General features: G+C 62.2%; 19 protein-coding genes and 2 pseudogenes. 10 read left to right on the forward strand and 11 right to left on the reverse strand.

Annotation, left to right across the window (positions count from 1 at the left end; translation table 11 throughout):
- Nucleotides 1-23: 23 nt before the first annotated feature.
- The 3 genes from IF189_RS18635 to IF189_RS18645 all read right to left on the reverse strand — a co-directional run bounded on the left by IF189_RS18635 (nucleotide 24) and on the right by IF189_RS18645 (nucleotide 2,475).
- Nucleotides 24-1,325 carry an IS4 family transposase gene (locus IF189_RS18635; protein ID WP_134828704.1) on the reverse strand — a complete coding sequence of 434 codons (1,302 nt, stop codon included), beginning with the start codon at nucleotides 1,323-1,325 and terminating at the stop codon, nucleotides 24-26.
- Nucleotides 1,326-1,527: 202 nt separating this feature from the next.
- On the reverse strand, nucleotides 1,528-1,983 hold the full coding sequence (locus tag IF189_RS18640; RefSeq protein ID WP_134827472.1) for a DMT family transporter: 456 nt from the start codon (nucleotides 1,981-1,983) through the stop codon (nucleotides 1,528-1,530).
- A gap of 3 nt (nucleotides 1,984-1,986) precedes the next feature.
- Nucleotides 1,987-2,475 carry a DMT family transporter gene (locus IF189_RS18645; protein ID WP_192552049.1) on the reverse strand — a complete coding sequence of 163 codons (489 nt, stop codon included), beginning with the start codon at nucleotides 2,473-2,475 and terminating at the stop codon, nucleotides 1,987-1,989.
- Nucleotides 2,476-2,586: 111 nt separating this feature from the next.
- On the opposite strand from IF189_RS18645, the gene IF189_RS18650 reads away from it, so the two are divergent.
- On the forward strand, nucleotides 2,587-3,522 hold the full coding sequence (locus IF189_RS18650; protein WP_192552050.1) for a LysR family transcriptional regulator: 936 nt from the start codon (nucleotides 2,587-2,589) through the stop codon (nucleotides 3,520-3,522).
- A gap of 21 nt (nucleotides 3,523-3,543) precedes the next feature.
- Here the strand turns inward: IF189_RS18650 and IF189_RS29155 are convergent, their stop codons facing one another.
- The 3 genes and pseudogenes from IF189_RS29155 to IF189_RS18660 all read right to left on the reverse strand — a co-directional run bounded on the left by IF189_RS29155 (nucleotide 3,544) and on the right by IF189_RS18660 (nucleotide 6,752).
- Nucleotides 3,544-4,365 carry a methyl-accepting chemotaxis protein gene (locus IF189_RS29155; RefSeq protein ID WP_413038531.1) on the reverse strand — a complete coding sequence of 274 codons (822 nt, stop codon included), beginning with the start codon at nucleotides 4,363-4,365 and terminating at the stop codon, nucleotides 3,544-3,546.
- 84 nt (nucleotides 4,366-4,449) lie between these two features.
- Nucleotides 4,450-5,226 (reverse strand): annotated as a pseudogene (locus IF189_RS29160) (cache domain-containing protein); the annotation flags it as partial.
- A 206-nt stretch (nucleotides 5,227-5,432) separates the two neighbouring features.
- Nucleotides 5,433-6,752: a Na+/H+ antiporter family protein gene (locus IF189_RS18660; protein ID WP_085712531.1), complete on the reverse strand. Its 1,320-nt coding sequence runs from the start codon at nucleotides 6,750-6,752 to the stop codon at nucleotides 5,433-5,435.
- Nucleotides 6,753-8,251: 1,499 nt separating this feature from the next.
- Between IF189_RS18660 and IF189_RS29165 the strand changes: the two are divergent.
- Together IF189_RS29165 and IF189_RS29170 are read left to right on the forward strand one after the other, a co-directional pair.
- Nucleotides 8,252-8,308 (forward strand): annotated as a pseudogene (locus IF189_RS29165) (hypothetical protein); the annotation flags it as partial.
- Nucleotides 8,309-8,509: 201 nt separating this feature from the next.
- Complete coding sequence (locus IF189_RS29170) at nucleotides 8,510-9,214, forward strand: methyl-accepting chemotaxis protein (protein ID WP_413038532.1); 705 nt, start codon at nucleotides 8,510-8,512, stop codon at nucleotides 9,212-9,214.
- 41 nt (nucleotides 9,215-9,255) lie between these two features.
- On the opposite strand, the gene IF189_RS18670 is transcribed toward IF189_RS29170, so the two are convergent.
- From IF189_RS18670 to IF189_RS18685, 4 genes are read right to left on the reverse strand one after another with little or no spacing between them, the layout of a single operon-like run.
- A complete protein-coding gene (locus IF189_RS18670; RefSeq protein WP_134827476.1) occupies nucleotides 9,256-10,569 on the reverse strand; it encodes an ATP-binding protein in 1,314 nt (437 codons plus the stop codon).
- Nucleotides 10,566-11,234 carry a response regulator transcription factor gene (locus IF189_RS18675; protein ID WP_114884224.1) on the reverse strand — a complete coding sequence of 223 codons (669 nt, stop codon included), beginning with the start codon at nucleotides 11,232-11,234 and terminating at the stop codon, nucleotides 10,566-10,568. The genes IF189_RS18670 and IF189_RS18675 overlap by 4 nt, the downstream gene beginning before the upstream one ends.
- Before the next feature lie 3 nt (nucleotides 11,235-11,237).
- Nucleotides 11,238-11,564 (reverse strand): PepSY domain-containing protein, encoded by a 327-nt coding sequence (locus IF189_RS18680; protein WP_085712535.1) that lies wholly within the window; start codon nucleotides 11,562-11,564, stop codon nucleotides 11,238-11,240.
- Nucleotides 11,564-11,875 carry a PepSY domain-containing protein gene (locus tag IF189_RS18685; RefSeq protein WP_085712536.1) on the reverse strand — a complete coding sequence of 104 codons (312 nt, stop codon included), beginning with the start codon at nucleotides 11,873-11,875 and terminating at the stop codon, nucleotides 11,564-11,566. Before IF189_RS18685 ends, IF189_RS18680 begins: the two co-directional genes overlap by 1 nt.
- Nucleotides 11,876-12,022: 147 nt before the next feature.
- Between IF189_RS18685 and IF189_RS18690 the strand changes: the two genes are divergently transcribed.
- The 6 genes from IF189_RS18690 (at nucleotide 12,023) to IF189_RS18715 (ending at nucleotide 17,905) form a co-directional block, all read left to right on the forward strand.
- Nucleotides 12,023-13,102, forward strand: coding sequence for a patatin-like phospholipase family protein (locus tag IF189_RS18690; RefSeq protein WP_192552053.1), 1,080 nt, complete (start codon nucleotides 12,023-12,025; stop codon nucleotides 13,100-13,102).
- 86 nt (nucleotides 13,103-13,188) lie between these two features.
- A complete protein-coding gene (gene queD / locus IF189_RS18695; protein ID WP_007955941.1) occupies nucleotides 13,189-13,545 on the forward strand; it encodes a 6-carboxytetrahydropterin synthase QueD in 357 nt (118 codons plus the stop codon).
- A gap of 84 nt (nucleotides 13,546-13,629) precedes the next feature.
- Complete coding sequence (locus IF189_RS18700; protein ID WP_192552054.1) at nucleotides 13,630-14,442, forward strand: alpha/beta fold hydrolase; 813 nt, start codon at nucleotides 13,630-13,632, stop codon at nucleotides 14,440-14,442.
- Nucleotides 14,443-14,612: 170 nt separating this feature from the next.
- The gene (gene codB / locus IF189_RS18705) at nucleotides 14,613-15,884 is read left to right on the forward strand and encodes a cytosine permease (RefSeq protein ID WP_119428495.1); all 1,272 of its coding nucleotides are present in this window, start codon (nucleotides 14,613-14,615) and stop codon (nucleotides 15,882-15,884) included.
- A gap of 14 nt (nucleotides 15,885-15,898) precedes the next feature.
- Nucleotides 15,899-17,134: a cytosine deaminase gene (gene codA, locus IF189_RS18710; protein WP_192552055.1), complete on the forward strand. Its 1,236-nt coding sequence runs from the start codon at nucleotides 15,899-15,901 to the stop codon at nucleotides 17,132-17,134.
- Between the two features lie 114 nt (nucleotides 17,135-17,248).
- Nucleotides 17,249-17,905: a carboxymuconolactone decarboxylase family protein gene (locus IF189_RS18715; RefSeq protein WP_134827481.1), complete on the forward strand. Its 657-nt coding sequence runs from the start codon at nucleotides 17,249-17,251 to the stop codon at nucleotides 17,903-17,905.
- Between the two features lie 153 nt (nucleotides 17,906-18,058).
- Here IF189_RS18715 and IF189_RS18720 read toward each other — a convergent pair whose 3' ends face one another.
- A complete protein-coding gene (locus tag IF189_RS18720) occupies nucleotides 18,059-19,051 on the reverse strand; it encodes a diaminopimelate epimerase (RefSeq protein WP_192552056.1) in 993 nt (330 codons plus the stop codon).
- A gap of 113 nt (nucleotides 19,052-19,164) precedes the next feature.
- On the opposite strand from IF189_RS18720, the gene IF189_RS18725 reads away from it, so the two are divergent.
- The gene (locus IF189_RS18725) at nucleotides 19,165-20,316 is read left to right on the forward strand and encodes an MFS transporter (RefSeq protein ID WP_134827483.1); all 1,152 of its coding nucleotides are present in this window, start codon (nucleotides 19,165-19,167) and stop codon (nucleotides 20,314-20,316) included.
- Nucleotides 20,317-20,341: the final 25 nt, after the last annotated feature.

The raw sequence follows: 20,341 nt of genomic DNA on the forward strand, positions 1-20,341 counted from the left end.
ACTCGCTGTAAGAGCCATCCCTTTCAAGGTCTTTTCGTTTTAGCGGCCTTGATTACCCGGTCCGTTGAAACATGTGCATGCACCGCAGTGCCTTGCACCCATGTTTTGGGTTTAGGCACCTTGGGGCCCCGTGGACTTTTCGCAACTTGTTTGGGTTGGATGTTTCTGGCCAGTTCCAACAAGCGCTGGGCCAGTTTTTCCAGAGGTATGACGGGAAAATATTCCAGGGGCAGCGCGATTTGCAGGCCTTCATAACCACTCCGGACCTGAACCGCCAAGTGATAGGTTGAGGCTTCCCAGCCGTCAGGCTGAGTATCCTGATGGGCTTGCTCGACGCTTCGCTTGAGTACGGCCAGGACGTTGTAGGCCAATACCGCGGTAGCGAACCCGAGCAATGCAGCCTTTGGACTACCAAGGGTTTCGATTTCGCTTTCCAGGATTGCTTCCAGTCGCTGGAACATGCCTTCTATGCTCCAGCGACGGCGATAGAGTTCCGCGATCTGCTGTGCGCTGATGCTTTCAGGCAGGTTGCTCCAGAACATCAAGCTGCTGTCACCCGAGTCCGTTGGCGAGTGAAGCGTCAGTTCAACACGCCGACACTGGTAACCGCCTCTGACCTGAATAATCTGCTCACGCACAGTGCCCGTGTTTACAGGCACTGGTTCTTGCCAATGCCCCTCTTGAATCAGGCGTGGATGCTTGGCTTGTTGACGAATGACAAAGGAGGTTTTGACCTGCTCGCAAGCCTCCATGACCGGGAGCGTGCAATAGAGTCGATCGGCCAGCCACACCTGGCCCGGCTCGGCATCGGCCAAGAGAGGCAACACGCAAACACGCTCGCTTGCGTAGGCATCCTCGCACGCCTGCAGGTCGATGACCTGGTCCAGGTCGGGGTCGTAGACAACCACCGAGAAACCGGGTCGAGCGGCACCACGCTCGTGGCGTAAAGCCCCCAGTCGTTTCTCGGTGGATGCCAAGTGATTACCGTCTACCACCCGGACCTGCCACTCCGGCAGCATCTGCGTGCAACCCAACTCCTTGATGGTTGGAGCCAGGCGCTGCGCACAGCCCGTGACCAGTGCGCGCAACAGAGCTGGCTCGGTACGACTGATCTTGTCGTAGAGCGCCGCCAGACTGACAGGAAGATCTTCCAGTTGCCGCGCGGCGGCGTGCAGGGAAGGCTTCAAGCCCAATGAAACAAGGGACATCAGCTTGATAATGGTCGAGAACAACAGCTCACGAGAATACTGCCGTTGCCGATGTTCTTCGAAGACCTGATCAACCCACTCAGGGGCAATAGCGTGCTCCAGTGCCAATTTGGCCATAACGCTGGCAGGTGCTTTTTTCTCGAACCTCGCTAAAACCTCTGCCCACATCGCTTCGTCGTCCTGACTGAATTTTTGGGGCATTTTAACCAAAGACCTTGAAAGGGATGGCTGTAAGAGCGAAACCGCCAGCGCCAGCACCCGAAGAAACGGATATGTACCCAATAACCCGGGAACCTGGTCGGCCCAAAGGCCGCCACGTTCAAACAGCCTGCCGAACACTACTGCGAAACATGAATACCAACGCCAGCCCCAAACAAACCATCGCCAAAACCCGACTCGAAGACAACTCAATCGCCGGATTCCCCAACCACCCAAAATTATCAATCAACATCCCCATCCCCAGTTGCCCGACAATCACCGCCACCGTCGCCACCGCCGTCCCCACCCGAGGCACCGCCCCCACCATCACCATCATGTACACCACGCCGAACAGTGCACCGCTGAGTTGCCACTTCGGCACCTCAAGCAGACTCACCGCCTGCGCAGGCTCAAAAAACAGAATCAACAACCCCGTAGAAACCGCCCCCACCACAAACGTCAACAAACTGCTGCGCAACACACCAACGGTCTCCCCCAACCGCCCATTGATCGCCGCCTGCACACTCAACACCGCACCCGCCAACACCACCACCGCCAACAAAATAACCAGACTCATCACTCACCCCCGCGCAATCAAAATCAGTGCCGCCACAATCAACCCCAACGCCAGCCAACGCTCGCCGTTGACCTTCTTGCGCGTAGCGCCAAACCAGCCGAAATGGTCGATCAGCACACTCTTGCCCACCTGCCCCGACAGAATCGCAATCATCGTCATCGCAATCCCGATGTGCGGCGTCGCCAGCGTCAGCACCACCACGTACATCGGCCCCAGAAACCCGCCGATCAACTGCCAGCGCGGCAGATCCGTCAGCGCCGGGCCTTTCTGTGGCCCCGCGAACAGCAACAGCAAAAACAGAATCGCCGACCCCACCCCAAAGATGCTCAAAGTCGCCCACAGGTGCCCGACCTGCTCACCCAGCGGCCCGAGCAACCCGGCCTCCACCGACAAACCCATGCCGGCCAGAATCACCAGCGACAACAGCAACAAGCGCAAACCCGGCCGGGCGACCGGAGCCGGCGCGGCACTCAATTCATCAAACGACTGCATCTGAAAAACCTCTGAAGGACACGATGGCGCGGATTATCGGCTGGCGCAGCTGTGCGATAAATGGGAGCATCCGGACAACACTTTTGCGCAACTCGCACAACAGGACACTCGATGCACGGGCTCAACGAACTGGGATTCAAGGCGCTAAGGCTGTTTGTGGCGGTGCTCGACCACGGCAGCTTTTCCGAAGTCGCCCGCCGCGAGGGCGTGGCACCCTCTTCAATTTCCCGGCAAATCCAGTTGATGGAACAGGCGCTGAACCAGCAACTGCTTTACCGCCACACCCGCGCAGTCACGCCGACCGAAGCCGGGCGCATGCTCGGCCACCACGCGCGGCTGGTGCTGGTGCAACTGGAGGAAGCCGAACAGGCGTTGCAGGAACAGCAAAGCGAGCCCACCGGGCTGGTACGGATCAACGCCCCGGTCGTGTTCGGCCAGCGCCATCTGACGCCATGGCTCGGCCAATTGTGCGAGCGTTATCCGAAGCTGCAACTGGACATCCAGCAAACCGATCACTACATCGACCCGCTGCAGGAAGGCGCCGACCTGCTGTTCCGCATCGGCCCGTTGCATGACTCGAGCATGCAGGCACGGATCCTCGCGCCGCACCGGTTTCAGGTCGCGGCCAGCCCGGCGTATCTCCAGCGTTTCGGCACGCCACAGCATCCTGAAGACCTCGCCCGCCATCAGTGCCTGGCCTACAAGGGTGCGACCGGCCAGCAGCGCTGGTTCTTCCGGCAGGATCAGGGTGAATGGACGCCGTATTCGGTCAAAGGCCCGATCACCGGCAATCACGCCGACACCCTGACCCAGGCCGCCGAACAGGGTTTGGGGCTGGTGATGTTTCCGTCATGGCTGATTGGCGAGGCAGTGCGTGAGGGCACGCTGGTGCCTGTGCTGGGGGATTTTCAGGTGTCGAACAGTGTGGAGCCGCAGCAGATTGCGGTGCTGTGGCCGGGGAGCCGGCGGTTGTCGGTGAAGGTGCGGACGGTGATTGATTTCTTTATCGAGTGTTTTGGGGAGGTGCCGTATTGGGACAGACCTTGACGGCCTGCCCCGACAACGCCATCAGATCCGGAACTGCCCGACCAGTTTGCCCAACCGCTGCCCCAACTCAGCCAGACTCCGCGAAGTCTGCGCCCCCAACTGTGTCTCATCCGCCACGTTGTCCACCGCCACCGCAATCTGATGCACGCTACGGTTGATCTCTTCGGCCACGGCCGTCTGCTCCTCAGCGGCACTGGCGATCTGCGCGTTCATCGAGTTGATTGTGGCGATCAGATCCGCCATGGCATCCAGCGATGCCCCCGCCTGATTGGCCTGAGCCGACGTGCCGTCACCCGCTTCACTTGAGCGGCGCATCGCTTCAACCGCCGACTGCGTACCGGCCTGCAAGCGATCAATCATCCCCTGGATTTCCTGAGTACTGATCTGCGTGCGCGAAGCCAGCGCCCGCACCTCGTCCGCCACCACCGCAAACCCGCGCCCGGCCTCGCCGGCCCGGGCCGCTTCGATTGCGGCGTTGAGCGCCAGCAGGTTGGTCTGCTCGGCAATCGAGCGAATCACCCCGAGTACACCGACAATCGATGACACGTCCTGCTGCAAGCTGTCTAGGGACACGCCGCTGCTGCGGATGTCGTCCACCAACGCATGAATCTGTTTGATGCTGCCGGCCACCACGCGCTTGGCGGTCTGGCCTTCTTCGTCGGTCTGCTGCGCGGCGACGGCGGCGTTCTGTGCGCTCTTGGCGACTTCTTGCGCGGCGGCGGACATTTCGTTGATCGCCGTGGCCACCTGATCGGTCTCGTGGCGTTGACGCTCCATGGCCTGATCCGAACGCTGGGCCTGATCCGAGACTTGCGTCACCAGCCCGGTCAGTTGTGTGGTCATCTCGGTGATCTGCCGCACCAGGCCGTGGATCTTGTCGACGAAGCGGTTGAACGAGCCGGCCAGTTCGCCGAGCTCGTCCTGACTGGTGATGGTCAGGCGCCGGGTCAGGTCGCCCTCGCCCGCTGCGATGTCATCGAGGTTGGCTTTCATCAGGTTCAGCGGCCGCAGAATGGTATTGGCCAGCACCAGCCCCGCCACCGCGATCACCAGCAACACGACCACCGCCACGCCGACGATGCTCAGCACCACGCCTTCCATGCGCTCCTGAACCTGGGCCTGGACCAGCGCTACTTGCGCCTCGATGCCGTCGAGATTGACCGACGTACCGACCGCCATGTCCCACTTCGCCAGGTATTCGGTGTAGCCGAGTTTCGGCACCAGCACTTGCGCATTGCCCGGCAGCGGCGAGCTGTATTGCAGGTAGTGAGTACCGTCCTTCGCCACTTTCACCAGGTCGCGGTTGACGTAGACGCCGTTCGGGTCGCGGTTGTCCTTGAAGCTTTTGCCCACGCCTTCGGGATCGGTGGACTTGAACAGGCGCACGGTCTCGGAATCGTAGCCGAAGAAGTAGCCGTCCTTGCCGTACTTGATGCCCGACAGCAGCTTGATCACCTGCGCCCGTGCGTCGGTGTCGCCGGGCGCGGCAGCGTCGTAAAGCGGTTTGATGGTGGTCATGGCCACCGCAACATAGCTGGCCAGAGTGGCCTTGGCATCACCGAGCAGGCGTTCGCGGGTCTGTTCGACTTCCTTGTGCGCCTGTTCCTGGAGGATGAACAGCGTGGTCAGGCTGATCACCAGTGCAAAGAGCAAGACCGGAAGGACGGCAAGGGACAGGACTTTAGCCTTGAGACTCAGGCGCATGGGGGCTCACTCTTTTGGTTTTATTGGCGTGGTTAAAGGCGTTAACGGCACGCGAAAGCAAAAGTTGAGTCTGGAGACACCTCATGTCCTTGTGGGAGCGGGCTTGCCCCGGGCGGCGATCCGACGATAGCGGTGTTTCAGTCACATAAATATTGAATGTGCGGACGCCATCGCGGGCAAGCCCGCTCCCACAGGGAATTTGGTTGTTACAAGACCATTGCGGCCATCCAGCCGGCCGCCAGCAACGGCAGGTTGTAGTGCAGGAAGGTCGGCACCACGGTGTCCCAGATGTGGTGATGCTGGCCGTCGATGTTCAGGCCGGAGGTCGGGCCGAGGGTCGAGTCCGAGGCCGGCGAGCCGGTGTCGCCCAGGGCCCCGGCTGTGCCGACGATGCAGACGATCGCCATCGGACTGAAGCCCAGCTGCACGCACAGCGGCACGAAAATCGCCGCGAGGATCGGCACCGTGGAGAAGGACGAACCGATGCCGATGGTCACCATCAGCCCCACCAGCAGCATCAGCAAGGCGCCGATGGCCTTGCTGTGATCGATCTGCGCCGCCGCGCTTTCGACCAGCGTGCGCACCTCGCCAGTGGCCTTCAGCACTTCGGCAAAACCCGAAGCGGCGATCATGATGAAGCCGATCATCGCCATCATTTTCATGCCTTCGGTGAACAGGCCGTCAGTCTCGCGCCACTTGACGATGCCCGAGGCCGAGAAAATCAGGAAACCGGCCAGCGCCCCGATAATCATCGAGTCCAGCAGCAGCTGGATAATGAAGGCTGCAGCAATAGCCAGACCGGCAATCCCGATGGTCATCGGGTTGTAGGCGACGCTGACCTGCTCAACCTGTTCGATCTTCTCCAGATCGTAGACACGCTTCTTGCGGTAACTGAAGAACACCGCCATCAACAAGCCAAACACCATGCCTGCCGCCGGGATGGCCATCGCATGCATGACGTTGACCTGGCTGATGTCGACGCCGGCCTTGCTGACGTTGGCCAGCAGAATCTGGTTGAGGAAGATGTTGCCGAAGCCCACCGGAAACACCATGTACGGCGTGATCAGGCCGAAGGTCATGACGCAGGCAATCAGCCGGCGATCCAGTTGCAGCTTGGTCAATACATATAGAAGCGGCGGCACCAGCAACGGAATGAACGCAATGTGGATCGGCAGGATGTTCTGCGAAGCAATCGCCACCACCCACAGCAGGCCGATCAGCAGCCATTTGACGCTGCCACCACCGGATGCGTGCTGACGATCGACCATCGCCAGGGCCTTGTCGGCCAGTGCATGGGCCAGGCCGGACTTGGCAATCGCCACGGCGAAAGCGCCGAGCAACGCGTAGGACAACGCCACCGTCGCCCCGCCGCCCAGGCCACTGTTGAAGGCCTTGAGCGTGGCGTCGATGCCCAGGCCGCCGGTCAGGCCACCGACCAGCGCACCGACGATCAACGCGATCACCACATGCACCCGGGACAGGCTGAGGATCAGCATGACGCCGACCGCAGCAATCACTGCATTCATTTCACTACCTCAAAAACACGACGGTAAAGCCATTCACCGCCAGACAGGATGAGTCCGGCCGGCAAGCCACGAAGGTCGCCAGCGGATTTGCATAGAGGGTCTTATTAGAAGGGCGCGCACTGTGCCGCAGAGCGCGCGCAGTGTCAAAGCGACCGGTCGCGTCACTGTGTAACTTTCCATGATCAAACCGGTGACAACGGCATATCCGCCACAAAGTGCGTCAATTCGCCCTATTGCGTTTGCGCCATAAAGAAAGTCGAAACGCGGCCGTTACAGTGCAAAGTCTCAGATATTTATCGAATAAGGACGTCTCCATGTCGCTCAGACAACTTTCCATCCAATGGAAAATCACCCTGCTCGCCGGCCTCTGCCTGGCCGGTATCGTGACCCTGTTGGTGGGTCTTTCGCTGTATCGCATGGAGCACAGTTCCGAACTGGTCAAAGCCTCCAGCATGGAGATGCTCACCGAATCGGCCCAGGCGCGCATCGAATCCCAGGGCGAAGTTCAGGCCGCGGGCATTCGCCAACAGTTCATGGACGCCTATCAATATGGCCACGGCTTCTCGCGCCAGGTGCTGTTCCTGCGCGAACAGGCCGAGAAGCGCTTCCTCGATGCCTTCGACCTGCGCGAAGACATGACCCGTCAGGTGAAATCGGCGTTGCAGGCCAACCCGGAACTGCTCGGCCTGTCGCTGGTGTTCGAAGCCAATGCACTGGACGGCAAGGACGAGCTGTTCGCCGGGCAAAGTGAATTAGGCAGTAACGACAAGGGCCGCTTCGCCCTATACTGGTCGCAGCCGACGCCGGGCAAAGTGACCTCGATGGCGCTGCCGGAAAGCGACATGGCCGACACCAGCACCGGCCCTAGCGGCCAGGCCGCCAACGCCTGGTTCACCTGCCCGCGCACCACGCTCAATCCGTGCGTGATCGAACCGTACTTCTATGTGATCGACGGGCAAAAGGTGCTGATGACCAGCATCGTGTTCCCGCTGATGGTCAACGGCAAAGTCATCGCCTCGCTGTCGGTGGACATCAATCTCAACAGCCTGCAGGCGATCAGCCAGGGTGCCAGCAAAAAGCTCTATGACGGCCAGACCGCCGTGAGCATCATCAGCCCCGCCGGCCTGCTCGCCGGTTACAGCCCGGACGCCAACAAACTCAGCCAGCGCCTGGATGCCGTGGACACCACCAGCGGTGCCGAACTGCTGCGCCTGCTGGCATCGAGCAAATCCGTCAGCAGCCTGCACAGCAATGCACAGCTGAAAGTGCTGTCGCCGTTCCAGCCGATTCCTGGTGGTCCGTCGTGGGGCGTGCTGCTGGATGTGCCGGAGAAAGTCCTGGTCAGCCGTGCCGAAGCGCTCAAGCAGCAACTGGACGCCAGCAACACCTCGGGCACCCTGATCGAACTGAGCCTGGGCGTGCTTGCAGCACTGCTCGGCCTGCTGCTGGTGTGGCTGATGGCACGCAGCGTGACCAAGCCGATTCTCGGCGTGGCGCACATGCTGGAAGACATCGCCAGCGGCGAAGGCGACCTGACCCGCCGTCTGGCCTACGACAAGAAAGACGAACTCGGCCAACTGGCCGGTTGGTTCAACCGCTTCCTCGACAAGCTGCAACCGATCATCGCCGAGGTGAAACGCTCGGTGCAGGACGCGCGCAACACCGCCGACCAGTCTTCGGCCATTGCCACCCAGACCAGCGCCGGCATGGAGCAGCAATACCGTCAGGTCGATCAGGTCGCCACCGCGTCCCACGAAATGAGCGCTACCGCCCAGGACGTGGCCCGCAGCGCGGCACAAGCCGCCGAAGCAGCCAAGGATGCCGACCGCGCCACCCGTCAGGGCCTGACCGTGATCGACCGCACCACCGCCAGCATCGACACCCTCTCCGCCGACATGAGCGCGGCGATGGTGCAAGTCGAAGGCTTGGCCGCCAACAGCGAGAAGATCGGTACGGTGCTGGAGACCATCCGCGCCATCGCCGAGCAGACCAACCTGCTGGCCCTCAACGCCGCCATCGAAGCCGCCCGTGCCGGTGAAGCCGGACGTGGCTTTGCCGTGGTCGCCGACGAAGTGCGCAACCTCGCCCGCCGCACCCAGGAGTCGGTGGAAGAAACCCGCCAGGTGATCGAGCAATTGCAGAACGGCACCCAGGACGTGGTCGGTTCGATGGGCAACAGCCATCGTCAGGCCCAGGGCAGCGTCGAACAGGTCGGCCAGGCCGTAACCGCGTTGCGCCAGATCGGCGATGCGGTGACGGTGATCAGCGACATGAACCTGCAGATCGCCAGCGCCGCTGAAGAACAGAGCGCGGTGGCCGAAGAGATCAACAACAACGTCGCGACGATCCGTGATGTGACGGAGTCGTTGTCGGGGCAGGCGAATGAGTCGGCGCGGGTGAGTCAGTCGCTCAATAGCCTGGCGAATCAGCAGCAGAGTTTGATGGATCAGTTCCGGGTCTGACGCTCAAACCCGCTCACCACAGATTCCTGTGGGGGGCGGGTTCACCGCCGGGGCAACTGAATCTCCACCTTCAACCCGCCCCACTTACTTTCGCCAAGCAACAAAACCCCGCCCCAAGTCTCGACAATATCCCGCACAATCCCCAGCCCCAACCCATGCCCATGGGTCTGCTCATCCAGCCGCGTGCCCCGACTGAACACCTGATCGCGCTGCGCCTCGGGAATCCCCGGCCCGTCATCTTCCACGCTCAGCACAAAACCTTCAGCCGTCTCGACCACGCTGAGACGCACCTCGGCATCCGCCCACTTGCAGGCGTTGTCCAGCAGGTTGCCAAGCAGTTCCAACAGGTCCTCACGATCCCACGGCAATTGAAGTCCCGATGGCGCAACGTAACTCAGCGAAAGGTGTTCGCCGTGGATCATGTTCAAAGTCGCCAGCAACCCCGGCAGCTCCGCGTCGCAATCGAACAGCGCGCCCGGCAGCGCATCACCGGAAAGCCGCGCACGGTTGAGCTCGCGGTTCAGCCGCTGCTGCACCTGTTCCAGTTGTTCCTTGAGGATCCTGCGCAGTTCGGGATGGGCATCGAGCTTTTCGTTCGAGGCCAGACTCAACAGCACCGCCAGCGGGGTTTTCAGCGCGTGCCCGAGGTTGCCCAGGGCATTGCGCGAACGCTTGAGGCTGTCTTCAGTGTGCGCCAGCAAGTGGTTGATCTGCGCCACCAGCGGCTCCAGTTCTGCCGGCACTTGCTCATCGAGTTGTGAGCGCTGGCCTTGCTGTAACTGGGCGATCTGTTCGCGAGCCTTTTCCAGTGGTCGCAAGGCGCGGTGCACGGTCAATCGTTGCAGAATCAGGATCAGCAGCAACCCGGCCAGCCCAAGGCCGAGACCGATCTGGCGCATGCGCTGGAAGCTCTCGCGCACCGGGGTGTAATCCTGGGCCACGCTGATGGAGATCGACTGGCCGAGCCGTCGGTAATCCGAGCGCAGTACCAGCAGTTGCTGCCCGTCCGGCCCCAGTTGCAGATTGCTGTGCAGACCGGGCTCCGGTAGCAGCGGCAGATCCTGATCCCACAGCGAGCGCGAACGCCAGTGACTGTCGGCAAAGTCGATGCGGAAATAATGGCCAGAAAACGGCCGCTGATAAGCCGGCGACAGGTGTCGCTCATCCAGTTGCAAGCCTTGCGGACCACGCACCAGAGCCACCAGCAGGCTTTCACTGTCATTGCGCAGACCGGCTTCGAGGTAGCGCTGCAAACCCACTTCGAACAGCCACAGGCTGGTTTGCGCCAGTATCACGCCGACAACCACCATCACGCTGATCAGGCCAAGGCTCAAGCGGCGCTGGATCGATCTCACGAAGCCTGTCCGCCGAACAGATAACCCTGGCCGCGACGGGTTTCGATCACACTTTTGCCAAGCTTGCGTCGCAGGTGGTTGACGTGGACTTCGAGGACGTTGGAGTCGCGCTCGGTCTCGCCGTCGTAGAGGTGTTCGGCGAGATGGCTTTTGGAAAGTATCTGCTCCGGGTGCAGCATGAAGTAGCGCAGCAGGCGAAATTCGGCGGCGGTCAGTTGAATGTCGGCGCCGTCACGCACGACACACTGGCGGCCCTCGTCCAGATGCAGCCCTGCGGCCTTGAGCGTCGGCTGGTTGGCCTGCCCCTTGGAACGGCGCAGCAGCGACTGGATGCGCAGATGCAGTTCTTCCGGGTGAAAAGGTTTGGTCAGGTAATCATCGGCGCCGGCCTTCAGGCCCTCGATGCGTTCGGCCCAGGAATCCCGGGCCGTGAGGATCAGCACCGGCGTCGCCAGCCCGCCGGCACGCCATTGCGCCAGCACTTCAAGGCCCGGCACGCCCGGCAGGCCGAGGTCGAGCACAATCAGGTCGTACGGTTCGCTACGGCCCTGATAGACCGCATCGCGACCGTCCGCCAGCCAGTCCACGGCATAACCCTGACGTTGCAGGCCGGCGATCAGCTCATCGGCCAGGGGGACGTGGTCTTCCACCAGAAGCAAACGCATCGATCAATCTTCCTTGTCTTTCAGCAAACGGCCGGTGGCGGCTTCGAAATGCAGCTCGCGGGCCTCGCCTTCAGCGGTCAGGAGCTCGATTTCATAGATGTACACATCGTGTTTCTCTTCCAGCTCGGCTTCCAGCAATTTGGCACCGGGGTAGCGTTCCATCGCGTTATGCAGCACCTGCTCCAGCGGCAGAATCACGCCTTGCTGACGCAGGCGCAGGGCTTCGTCCTGATTCAGGTCGCGAGCAAGCGTCACCGAGCAGAACGTAACAAGCGCCAGGGCCAGAAGTCCCGTGGCGCGCGTCGATGAATACGGCAAAAACAGTTTCATTAAGTGTCCTGATGATCCCTGCGCAGCAGCCCGTCGCTCGCGTCCAGTTCCATTTCCCATTCCACGCCTTGCGAATCTTTCAGCTCGATCTGGTACAGATAAATGCCGTAACGCTTTTCCAGTTCGATATCGATGACGGTCGAATCCGGATGGCGAGTCATGACCGTGGCCTTGACCGTTTCAATCGGCACAATGGTACCAGCGTCGATCAGTTTTCGGGCTTCATCCGCCAGCAGATCGCGGGTATGGGCGAGGTTCGAGGTCAGACCGTAAAGAAGGAGCGCGATGAACAGGGGCGCGAGAATTTTCATGGGTTTTCCTGATGTCCGGTGTTTCTTCCTGAGCGCCACCTTAGTGATTCGAACTTAACTGAAGCTGAATGGCCATCACCGGGCCAGTTTCAGCAAGGCCGGCAACATGTGCTTATAATCTTTCGCTTGCTAACGATCGAGACCGGTATGACAGCCATCCACATCAAGTTCCCTGCCCTCACCCTCAAGGCTGGCCCGCGTGCCATGGCACGCATCCGCGCCCAGGGCCTGAACGCTGCCGACGTCGGCACCCTGCCCGGTGCGGCCGGCGGACCGAAGGCGCTGGGGATTCAGGGTCTGGATCTGGCGCTGTTCGGCGAGTGGCTGCCGGCGGCTCCCCGTGAGCGTTCGCTGATCGGTGCGTCGGTGGGCTCCTGGCGCTTCGCCAGCGCCTGTCTGCCGGACGCCGCTGAAGGCATTCGCCGCCTCGGTCACCTGTACACCGAGCAGAACTTCAACAAGGGCGTGACCATCAGCGACGTCAGCCGCAGTTCGCAGCGCATGCTCGATGACCTGCTCGACGGCCGCGATGCGGTATTGCTCGACAATGCCCATTACCGCTTGAACATCATGGTGGTCAAAAGCCACGGCGGGCTGGCGGACGACCATCGTGGCCGGCTCGGGCTGGCGCTGGGTTCGGTGATCGCCGACAACCTGCGGGGCCGGGCGCGGCTGTCGCGACACTTCGAACGGCTGATCATCCACGACCCGCGCCTGGCGCCGCCGGTGCATGCGCTGAACGATTTCCCGTCGCGCTTCGTCACCCTCAATGCCGGCAACCTGCGTCAGGCGCTGCTGGCCTCGGGGTCGATCCCGATGGTCATGGAAGGCGTGCGCGACCTGCCGGGCGCCGGTGCCGGCACCTTTCGTGACGGTGGCCTGCTGGACTATCACCTCGACCTGCCCTACAGCGGCGACGGCATCGTGCTTTACCCGCACTTCACCGACCGGGTGATCCCGGGCTGGTTCGACAAGACCCTGCCGTGGCGCAAAGCCTCGACCGAGCGCCTGCAAGACGTGCTGCTGCTCGCGCCGTCCAAGGAATACCTGACGCGCCTGCCCTACGGCAAACTCCCCGACCGTAACGACTTCAAGCGTTTCATGGGCGATGCACCGAGCCGGCAGAAATACTGGCGCGCGGCGATGGACGAGAGCCGCCGGCTGGGCGACGAGTTCCTTGAACTGACTGCCAATGGTCGCCTCGCCGAGCGCTTGCTGACCCTTTAGTCAGCACAGCCGGGGACAAGCTGGTAAACTCGCCGCCTGCCCGAATTCGCTGCGGCGAACGCCATCTGAACAGAGCTGAAATCACTGTGGAAATCTTCAAGGAATTTACGTTCGAATCCGCCCACCGTCTGCCCCACGTACCGGACGGCCACAAGTGCGGACGCCTGCACGGTCACTCGTTCAAAGTGGCGATTCACCTGAGCGGCGACCTCGACCCGCACACTGGCTGGATCCGTGATTTCTCCGAGATCAAGGCGATTTTCAAGCCGCTGTACGAGCGTCTGGACCACAACTACCTGAACGACATTCCGGGCCTCGAGAACCCGACCAGCGAAGTGCTGGCCAAATTCATCTGGAATGAATTGAAGCCCCTGCTGCCGGAACTCAGTGCGATCCGCATCCACGAGACCTGCACCAGCGGTTGCATCTATCGCGGCGAGTAACTCCCACGACACAAAAAACCACCGAGACCGGTGGTTTTTTTACGCCTATGCTTTTTGGCTCGAACCCGCCAAGAGGACAGGCCCATGACGGACTGGCTGCTGGATCAGGTCTTTGATTTCAACGGGCGACAGATTCGCCACGGAGTGCGCGGCGACGGCCCGCCGCTGGTGTTCGTGCATGGCACGCCCTTCTCTTCCTGTGTGTGGCACCGCATCGCGCCGCATTTTTTCGCCAGCCATCGGGTGCATTACTTCGACCTGCTGGGCTACGGGCGCTCCGAGCAACCGGACGCCGACGTCTCCCTCGGCGTGCAGAACGAATTGCTCGCACAACTGCTGGATCACTGGGGCCTGCAACGCCCGGACGTGGTTGCCCACGACTTCGGTGGCGCCACCGCCCTGCGCGCGCACCTGCTCAACGGCAAGGATTACCGCACCCTGACGCTGATCGACCCGGTGGCGCTGACGCCCTGGGGTTCGCCGTTCGTGCAGCACGTGCGCCAGCATGAAGCAGCGTTCAGCGGCCTGCCCGATTACATCCAGCGCGCCATCGTCCCGACCTACATTCGCGGGGCCGTTCACCGGGATATTCCCGATGATGAACTGGCGCCCTACGTGCAGCCGTGGCTGGGTGATCCGGGGCAAGCGGCGTTCTACCGGCAGATCGCGCAGATGGATCAGCGCTACACGCAGGAAGTACAGCCGCTGTACCCGACGATCCGCTGCCCGGTGCAGATTCTCTGGGGCGAGGAAGATCAGTGGATTCCCATTGAACGCGGCCGGGCCTTGCACCAGATGGTCCCCGGATCGCAGTTTCATCCGATTCCGAATGCCGGGCATCTGGTGCAGGAAGATGCGCCGGAAGCCATTGTCGCCGCGCTGCTGCGTTTTCTCTGAGCCGAAAAACAACCGGCCTGATGGCTCCCTCATTGTGCTTCAGCGGAGGCAGGCGCACCGCTTTCGCGCCAAATCCGCTCCCTCGTCTATACATAACCTCGCCAATCGGTAACTGGCACGACCGCTGCAACCTCCTCGCGTCCTCCCCTTTCCAGCAAGGAACGCCCGCCATGACGCAGAACGATCCCGGCAACGACTACCCCCTCAGCGAAGTCCCCATGCACGCCCGCAAGGGCCTGGCCTCGACGGCCATGGTGCTGCTGGGTTTCACCTTCTTCACCGCGACCATGTTTGCCGGCGGCAAGCTCGGCGTGGCGTTCGACTTTGGCGAGATGATGGCCGTGATCATCATCGGCAATCTGCTGCTGGGCCTGTACGCCGCAGCGCTGGGTTACATCGCCTTCAAGAGCGGCCTGAACTCGGTGCTGATGGGGCGCTTCTGCTTCGGCGAAGTCGGCAGCAAGCTCAGCGACCTGATCCTGGGTTTCACCCAGATCGGCTGGTACGCCTGGGGTACGGCGACGGCAGCGGTGGTGCTCGGCAAATATTTCGCCCTGGACGACGGCACGGTGCTCGGGCTCATGGTGCTGTTCGGCCTGGTGTTCTGCGCCACGGCTTATGTCGGGTATCGCGGGCTGGAGATTCTGTCGTACATCGCGGTGCCAGCCATGATGTTGCTGCTGATGCTGTCAATGTGGGTGGCCACGGTGAAGGTCGGCGGCCTTGATGGTTTGCTGGCCGTGGTGCCGACCGGTTCGCTGGACTGGTCGACCGCCATCACGCTGGTGTTCGGCACCTTCGTCAGCGGCGCGACCCAGGCCACCAACTGGACGCGTTTCTCCCGTTCGGCGCGGGTAGCGGTGCTGGCCAGCCTGATCGGCTTTTTCATCGGCAACGGTCTGATGGTGCTGATCGGTGCCTATGGCGCGATCGTCTATCAGCAGCCCGACGTGGTTGAAGTGTTGCTGCTGCAAGGTTTCGCCATGGCCGCGATGGCCATGCTGTTGCTGAACATCTGGAGCACCCAGGACAACACCATCTACAACTTCGCCGTCGCCGGCTGCAACCTGCTGCGCACCGGGCGCCGCAAGACCGTGACCCTGGCCGGTGCGGTGATCGGCACGCTGCTCGCGCTGTTGGGCATGTATGACATGCTGGTGCCTTATCTGATCCTGCTCGGCACCGTGATTCCGCCGATTGGCGGCGTGATCATGGCCGACTTTTTCTTCCGCTGGCGCGGTCACTATCCGCGTCTGGCCGACGCACGGCTGCCGGCCTTCAACTGGCCGGGGCTCGGGGCCTACGCGGTTGGCACCCTCGCGGCGTTTCACTCGCCGTGGATCGCGCCGCTGGTGGGGATCGCCGCTGCCGCGCTAACGTATGTCATCGTCACCGGCCTGCTGGGCGCCCGCCGCGCCAGCGCGCCACTACAAGACCTATAAGAAGGATTTGCCTGATGCACATCATCAACGCCCGCCTGCGCAACCAGGAAGGTCTGCACGAATTGCACCTGGAAGACGGCCTGATCCGCAGCATCGCGCGCCAGACCGAAGCGCCGACCCTGGGCCCCGACGACCTCGACGCCGGCGGCAATCTGGTGGTGCCGCCCTTCGTCGAGCCGCACATTCACCTCGACGCCACCCTGACCGCCGGCGAGCCGCGCTGGAACATGAGTGGCACGTTGTTCGAAGGCATCGAATGCTGGGGCGAGCGCAAGGTCACCATCACCCAGGAAGACACCAAAACCCGGGCGAAAAAGACCATTCAGACGTTGGCCGCCCATGGCATCCAGCACGTGCGCACCCACGTCGACGTCACCGACCCGCAACTCACCGCGCTCAAGGCGATGCTCGAAGTGCGCGAAGAAAGCCGTCACCTGATCGATCTGCAAATCGTCGCGTTCCCCCAGGAAGGCATCGAGTCGTTCCGCAACGGTCGCGAGCTGATGGAAGAAGCGATCCGTATGGGTGCGGATGTGGTCGGCGGAATTCCGCATTTCGAATACACCCGCGATCAGGGCGTCAGCTCGGTGAAGTTTCTGATGGACCTGGCCGAGCGCACCGGTTGCCTGGTGGACGTGCACTGCGACGAAACCGACGACCCGCACTCACGCTTCCTCGAAGTGCTGGCCGAAGAGGCCCGCAGCCGCGACATGGGTGCCCTCGTGACGGCCAGCCACACCACCGCGATGGGCTCCTACGACAACGCCTACTGCGCCAAACTGTTCCGCCTGCTCGGGCATTCGGGCATCAGTTTTGTCTCCTGCCCGACCGAAAGCATTCACCTGCAGGGCCGCTTCGACAACTTCCCGAAACGCCGTGGCGTGACCCGCGTGAATGAATTGCTTGAGGCCGGGATGAACGTCTGCTTCGGCCAGGATTCGATCGTCGACCCTTGGTATCCGCTGGGCAATGGCAACATCCTGCGCGTGCTCGAAGCCGGGCTGCACATCTGCCACATGCTCGGTTACCGCAACCTGCAAAGCGCACTGGATCTGGTCACCGACAACAGCGCCAAAGCCATGCACCTCGGCGAGCGTTATGGCCTGGAACAGGGTCGCCCGGCCAATCTGCTGATCCTGTCGGCGGACAGCGATTACGAAGTCATCCGCAGCCAGGGTCTGCCGCTGTATTCGATCCGTGACGGAAAGGTGTTGGTGAAGCGGCAGATGCCGGTGGTGGAGTTCGTCTAAGGTGTAGAGGTCGGCGTCGCAACGGCGCCGACCTTTCCCGATGGACGCCCTGTCATGCCGTAGTTCGCGCGTAGTTGCTCCGCTGCCATCCTCATTGCTGCATGAGGACGCGACATGAACCCCAAAACTGCTTCCGATCCCATGGCCACGCTGTATCGCGAAGGCCGTCATACGTTCATCGATCTGGTGCCCGATGGCGGCGCCCGGCTCGATGCCTTGTTTCATACCGCTCCCGCGTTGGGCGAACTGGCCGTTGGCGTGGTGTACGGGTATTTGCACGCGCGCCCCGGTCTCGACCCGCGATTGCGCGAGGCCGTGTCATTTGCCTCCGTTGTGGCATCGGGCATGGTGGGGCCACCTCTGAGCGTGCACCTCAAGACCGGGCTCGCATCTGGCCTGGCGCCCGGCGAAATGACAGAGGTGCTGCTGCAAGCCTCAGCCTTTGCCGGTTTTCCGCGAGCCGTCAGTGCGGCGGAGCAGCTCAATCATTTATTTGCAGAAGCAGGCCTGGCTTCACCGTCACCGCCCACACCAAGAGAAATCTCCCTGAAATTCTGCACAGCGGTTCGCGAGGGCCACCCACCGATCCCGGTCAGTGCGGCGGTGAAACGGCAGCTGCGCGACGCTGACCGGCTGGCGATACAGGCCTGCGCGGCGCAAGCGGTCATCGTCGAATGTTTCAAGGATGCTCAAACCACTCCGCAGGCACTGCTGCATTTGACGGTGGACACCACTGCCGTGGTTGCAGTGAAACTGTTCAAGGCTCACTGAATCGAGGAATTAGAAGGTTATGGTTCGCGGCGGCCTTATCGCAAAACGATAGAGCCGCCCTGTCAGATCTGACAGGCGACAACCACAGCGAACCGGCTCACAGTGAAGTCCAAGGGATCCATCGTTCCCGGGGGGACGATCATGAAAGGGACTTCATCTTTTTGTCTGATGCGCGGTGCCGAACAGACGCACGCCAGTCAGTTCACCGCCCTCTTCTTCCAGTAATACCGGTGCCGTCCCGCCCGGCATGACCACCTGTACTTCTCCCGCCGACACCCAGCCCGCCCGCCATGCCGCACACGCCACCGCACTGGCGCTGGTGCCGGAAGACGCCGTCGGCCCCTCGCCCCGTTCGAATACTCGTGCGGCGATGCGTTGATCGCCTGCGTGCATCGCCCACTGCAGATTGATCCCGGCCGGGCACGGCTGGCCGGCGCCGACGGGCATGGCGTACGCGATGGCGGTCAGGCTGTCAGCCAGCGGCGATTCAAGCATCTGTGCATTGCTCGGCAGTGCCGCTTCATCCTGCACCAGCGTCACGCAATGGGGATTGCCGATGCGCACGAACTGGCTGTGTTCCCAGGCAGGATCGAGTTGCGCCAATGGCCAGACGCGGCTGACTTCCACGTTGTTGAACTGCACGGGTTCAACGCCGACTGCACCGACGGCCGCCGGACCGAAACCGGGTTGCCCGAGATCCAGCCAGAAGCCTTGCACGCCCGCCACCTCAGCCGGCTTGACGGCAACGGGCACTGGCGATGACGCATCCTGCTTGTCGTGATGCACCTGCAACGATGCGCCCTCTTCCGGCATCAGCCCTTGCTCAAGCAGCGCCTGAGAGAAAATGGTCAAGCCGTTGCCACTGCGCTCGGCCAGCGTGCCGTCGGTGTTGACGATCAGCAGATCAAAGGGTGGCGAGGACTGGAACGGGCCGATCAACAAGCCATCGCTGCGGTGGGACTTGCTGCCGGCAGGTCGCTGACCGTCGGGCCAGTCGCAACACAGGGCAATCGCGGCGCGGCTCCACGCCTTTCGAGACAAGGCACATTGCGCGGCATCAATGGGCAGGTCGATGCCCGACTCCCGCAGCGCCCGCGGTGAGATCACCCCGTAGATATTGCCCCGTGCATCGTAGAACTGCGTCATCAACCGGCCCTTGTTTTCCTGTTTTCTGAAACGCCACTTTAAAACGCAATTCACCGCAAGGGCGAGCTGTGCAAGGATGCCCACTGCTGAAACGTTTTTTGCCAAGGATTCCCATGACCAGTCTCACGCCCAACGACACCTTCGTCCCCGGACGCCTGCAACAGATGTCCACGCGCATCGCCTTCTTCATCGCCGGGCTCGGCATCGCCGCATGGGCGCCGCTGGTGCCGTACGCCAAGGCGCGGGCCGGGCTCGATGAAGGGACGTTGGGTCTGTTGCTTTTGTGTCTTGGCGTCGGGTCGATTCTGGCAATGCCGCTGGCGGGGATTCTGGCCACGCGGTTCGGCTGTCGGCGCGTGGCCACCGGAGGCACGTTGCTGATCTGTGCAGCGTTGCCGTTGCTGGCGACGGTGTCGTCGATACCTGCGTTGATCGCTACGTTGTTCATGTTCGGCGCCGGGCTCGGCACGGTGGATTCGACGGTGAACCTGCAAGCGGTGATCGTCGAGCGGGCCAGCGGCAAGAACATGATGTCGGGGTTTCACGGCCTGTTCAGCCTCGGCGGGATCGTCGGCGCGGCAGGCGTCAGCGCCCTGCTTGGCCTTGGGTTGTCGCCATTGGCGGCGATGCTGGTGGTGGTCGTGGTGCTGATCGCGGCGCTGTTCAAGGCTGTGCCGCACATGTTGCCTTACGGCAGTGAAAGCTCGGGGCCGGCGTTCGCGATCCCTCACGGAATCGTGCTGTTCATCGGCGGCATGTGCTTCATCGTGTTCCTCACCGAAGGCGCGGCGCTGGACTGGAGCGCGGTGTTTCTGGCGCAGGAACGCGGGATCGATACGGCGTATGCAGGGCTGGGTTATGCCGCGTTCGCGCTGACGATGACTGCGGGCCGTTTGACCGGTGACCGGATCGTTCGCGCACTGGGTGCGACGCGGATCATTCTGTTCGGCGGTCTGCTGGCGGCGGCGGGATTGTTTCTGGCGACGTTCGCCCCAAGCTGGGAAGCCGCGCTGGTCGGCTATGCACTGGTCGGTGCTGGCTGCTCGAACATCGTGCCGGTGCTGTACACGGCGGTGGGCAAGCAGACGGTGATGCCGGAAAGCATCGCCGTGCCGGCAATCACCACGCTGGGTTACGCGGGGATTCTGGCGGGGCCGGCGGTGATCGGGTTTGTCGCCCATGCCAGCAGCCTGAGTTTCGCCTTCGGGTTGATGGCGACGCTGCTGGTGGCGGTAGCGATAGGCGGCAAAGCCCTCAAGGTCTGAACCGGCTCGTTCCCACGCCGTGCGG

This window comes from Pseudomonas sp. IzPS59 (assembly GCF_014863505.1).
Lineage (GTDB): Bacteria > Pseudomonadota > Gammaproteobacteria > Pseudomonadales > Pseudomonadaceae > Aquipseudomonas > Aquipseudomonas kribbensis.

Bases quoted from the DNA above. Each gene is read 5' to 3' on its own strand.
- codB (WP_119428495.1), top strand. From the start codon at position 14,613: ATGACGCAGAACGATCCCGGCAACGACTACCCCCTCAGCGAAGTCCCC.
- IF189_RS18725 (WP_134827483.1), top strand. From the start codon at position 19,165: ATGACCAGTCTCACGCCCAACGACACCTTCGTCCCCGGACGCCTGCAA.
- IF189_RS18645 (WP_192552049.1), bottom strand. From the start codon at position 2,475: ATGCAGTCGTTTGATGAATTGAGTGCCGCGCCGGCTCCGGTCGCCCGG.
- IF189_RS18700 (WP_192552054.1), top strand. From the start codon at position 13,630: ATGACGGACTGGCTGCTGGATCAGGTCTTTGATTTCAACGGGCGACAG.
- IF189_RS18635 (WP_134828704.1), bottom strand. From the start codon at position 1,325: ATGGCCAAATTGGCACTGGAGCACGCTATTGCCCCTGAGTGGGTTGAT.
- codA (WP_192552055.1), top strand. From the start codon at position 15,899: ATGCACATCATCAACGCCCGCCTGCGCAACCAGGAAGGTCTGCACGAA.
- IF189_RS18660 (WP_085712531.1), bottom strand. From the start codon at position 6,752: ATGAATGCAGTGATTGCTGCGGTCGGCGTCATGCTGATCCTCAGCCTG.
- IF189_RS18650 (WP_192552050.1), top strand. From the start codon at position 2,587: ATGCACGGGCTCAACGAACTGGGATTCAAGGCGCTAAGGCTGTTTGTG.
- IF189_RS18675 (WP_114884224.1), bottom strand. From the start codon at position 11,234: ATGCGTTTGCTTCTGGTGGAAGACCACGTCCCCCTGGCCGATGAGCTG.
- IF189_RS29170 (WP_413038532.1), top strand. From the start codon at position 8,510: ATGAGCGCTACCGCCCAGGACGTGGCCCGCAGCGCGGCACAAGCCGCC.
- IF189_RS18680 (WP_085712535.1), bottom strand. From the start codon at position 11,564: ATGAAACTGTTTTTGCCGTATTCATCGACGCGCGCCACGGGACTTCTG.
- IF189_RS18715 (WP_134827481.1), top strand. From the start codon at position 17,249: ATGAACCCCAAAACTGCTTCCGATCCCATGGCCACGCTGTATCGCGAA.
- IF189_RS18640 (WP_134827472.1), bottom strand. From the start codon at position 1,983: ATGAGTCTGGTTATTTTGTTGGCGGTGGTGGTGTTGGCGGGTGCGGTG.
- IF189_RS18720 (WP_192552056.1), bottom strand. From the start codon at position 19,051: ATGACGCAGTTCTACGATGCACGGGGCAATATCTACGGGGTGATCTCA.
- IF189_RS29155 (WP_413038531.1), bottom strand. From the start codon at position 4,365: ATGACCACACAACTGACCGGGCTGGTGACGCAAGTCTCGGATCAGGCC.
- IF189_RS18685 (WP_085712536.1), bottom strand. From the start codon at position 11,875: ATGAAAATTCTCGCGCCCCTGTTCATCGCGCTCCTTCTTTACGGTCTG.
- IF189_RS18690 (WP_192552053.1), top strand. From the start codon at position 12,023: ATGACAGCCATCCACATCAAGTTCCCTGCCCTCACCCTCAAGGCTGGC.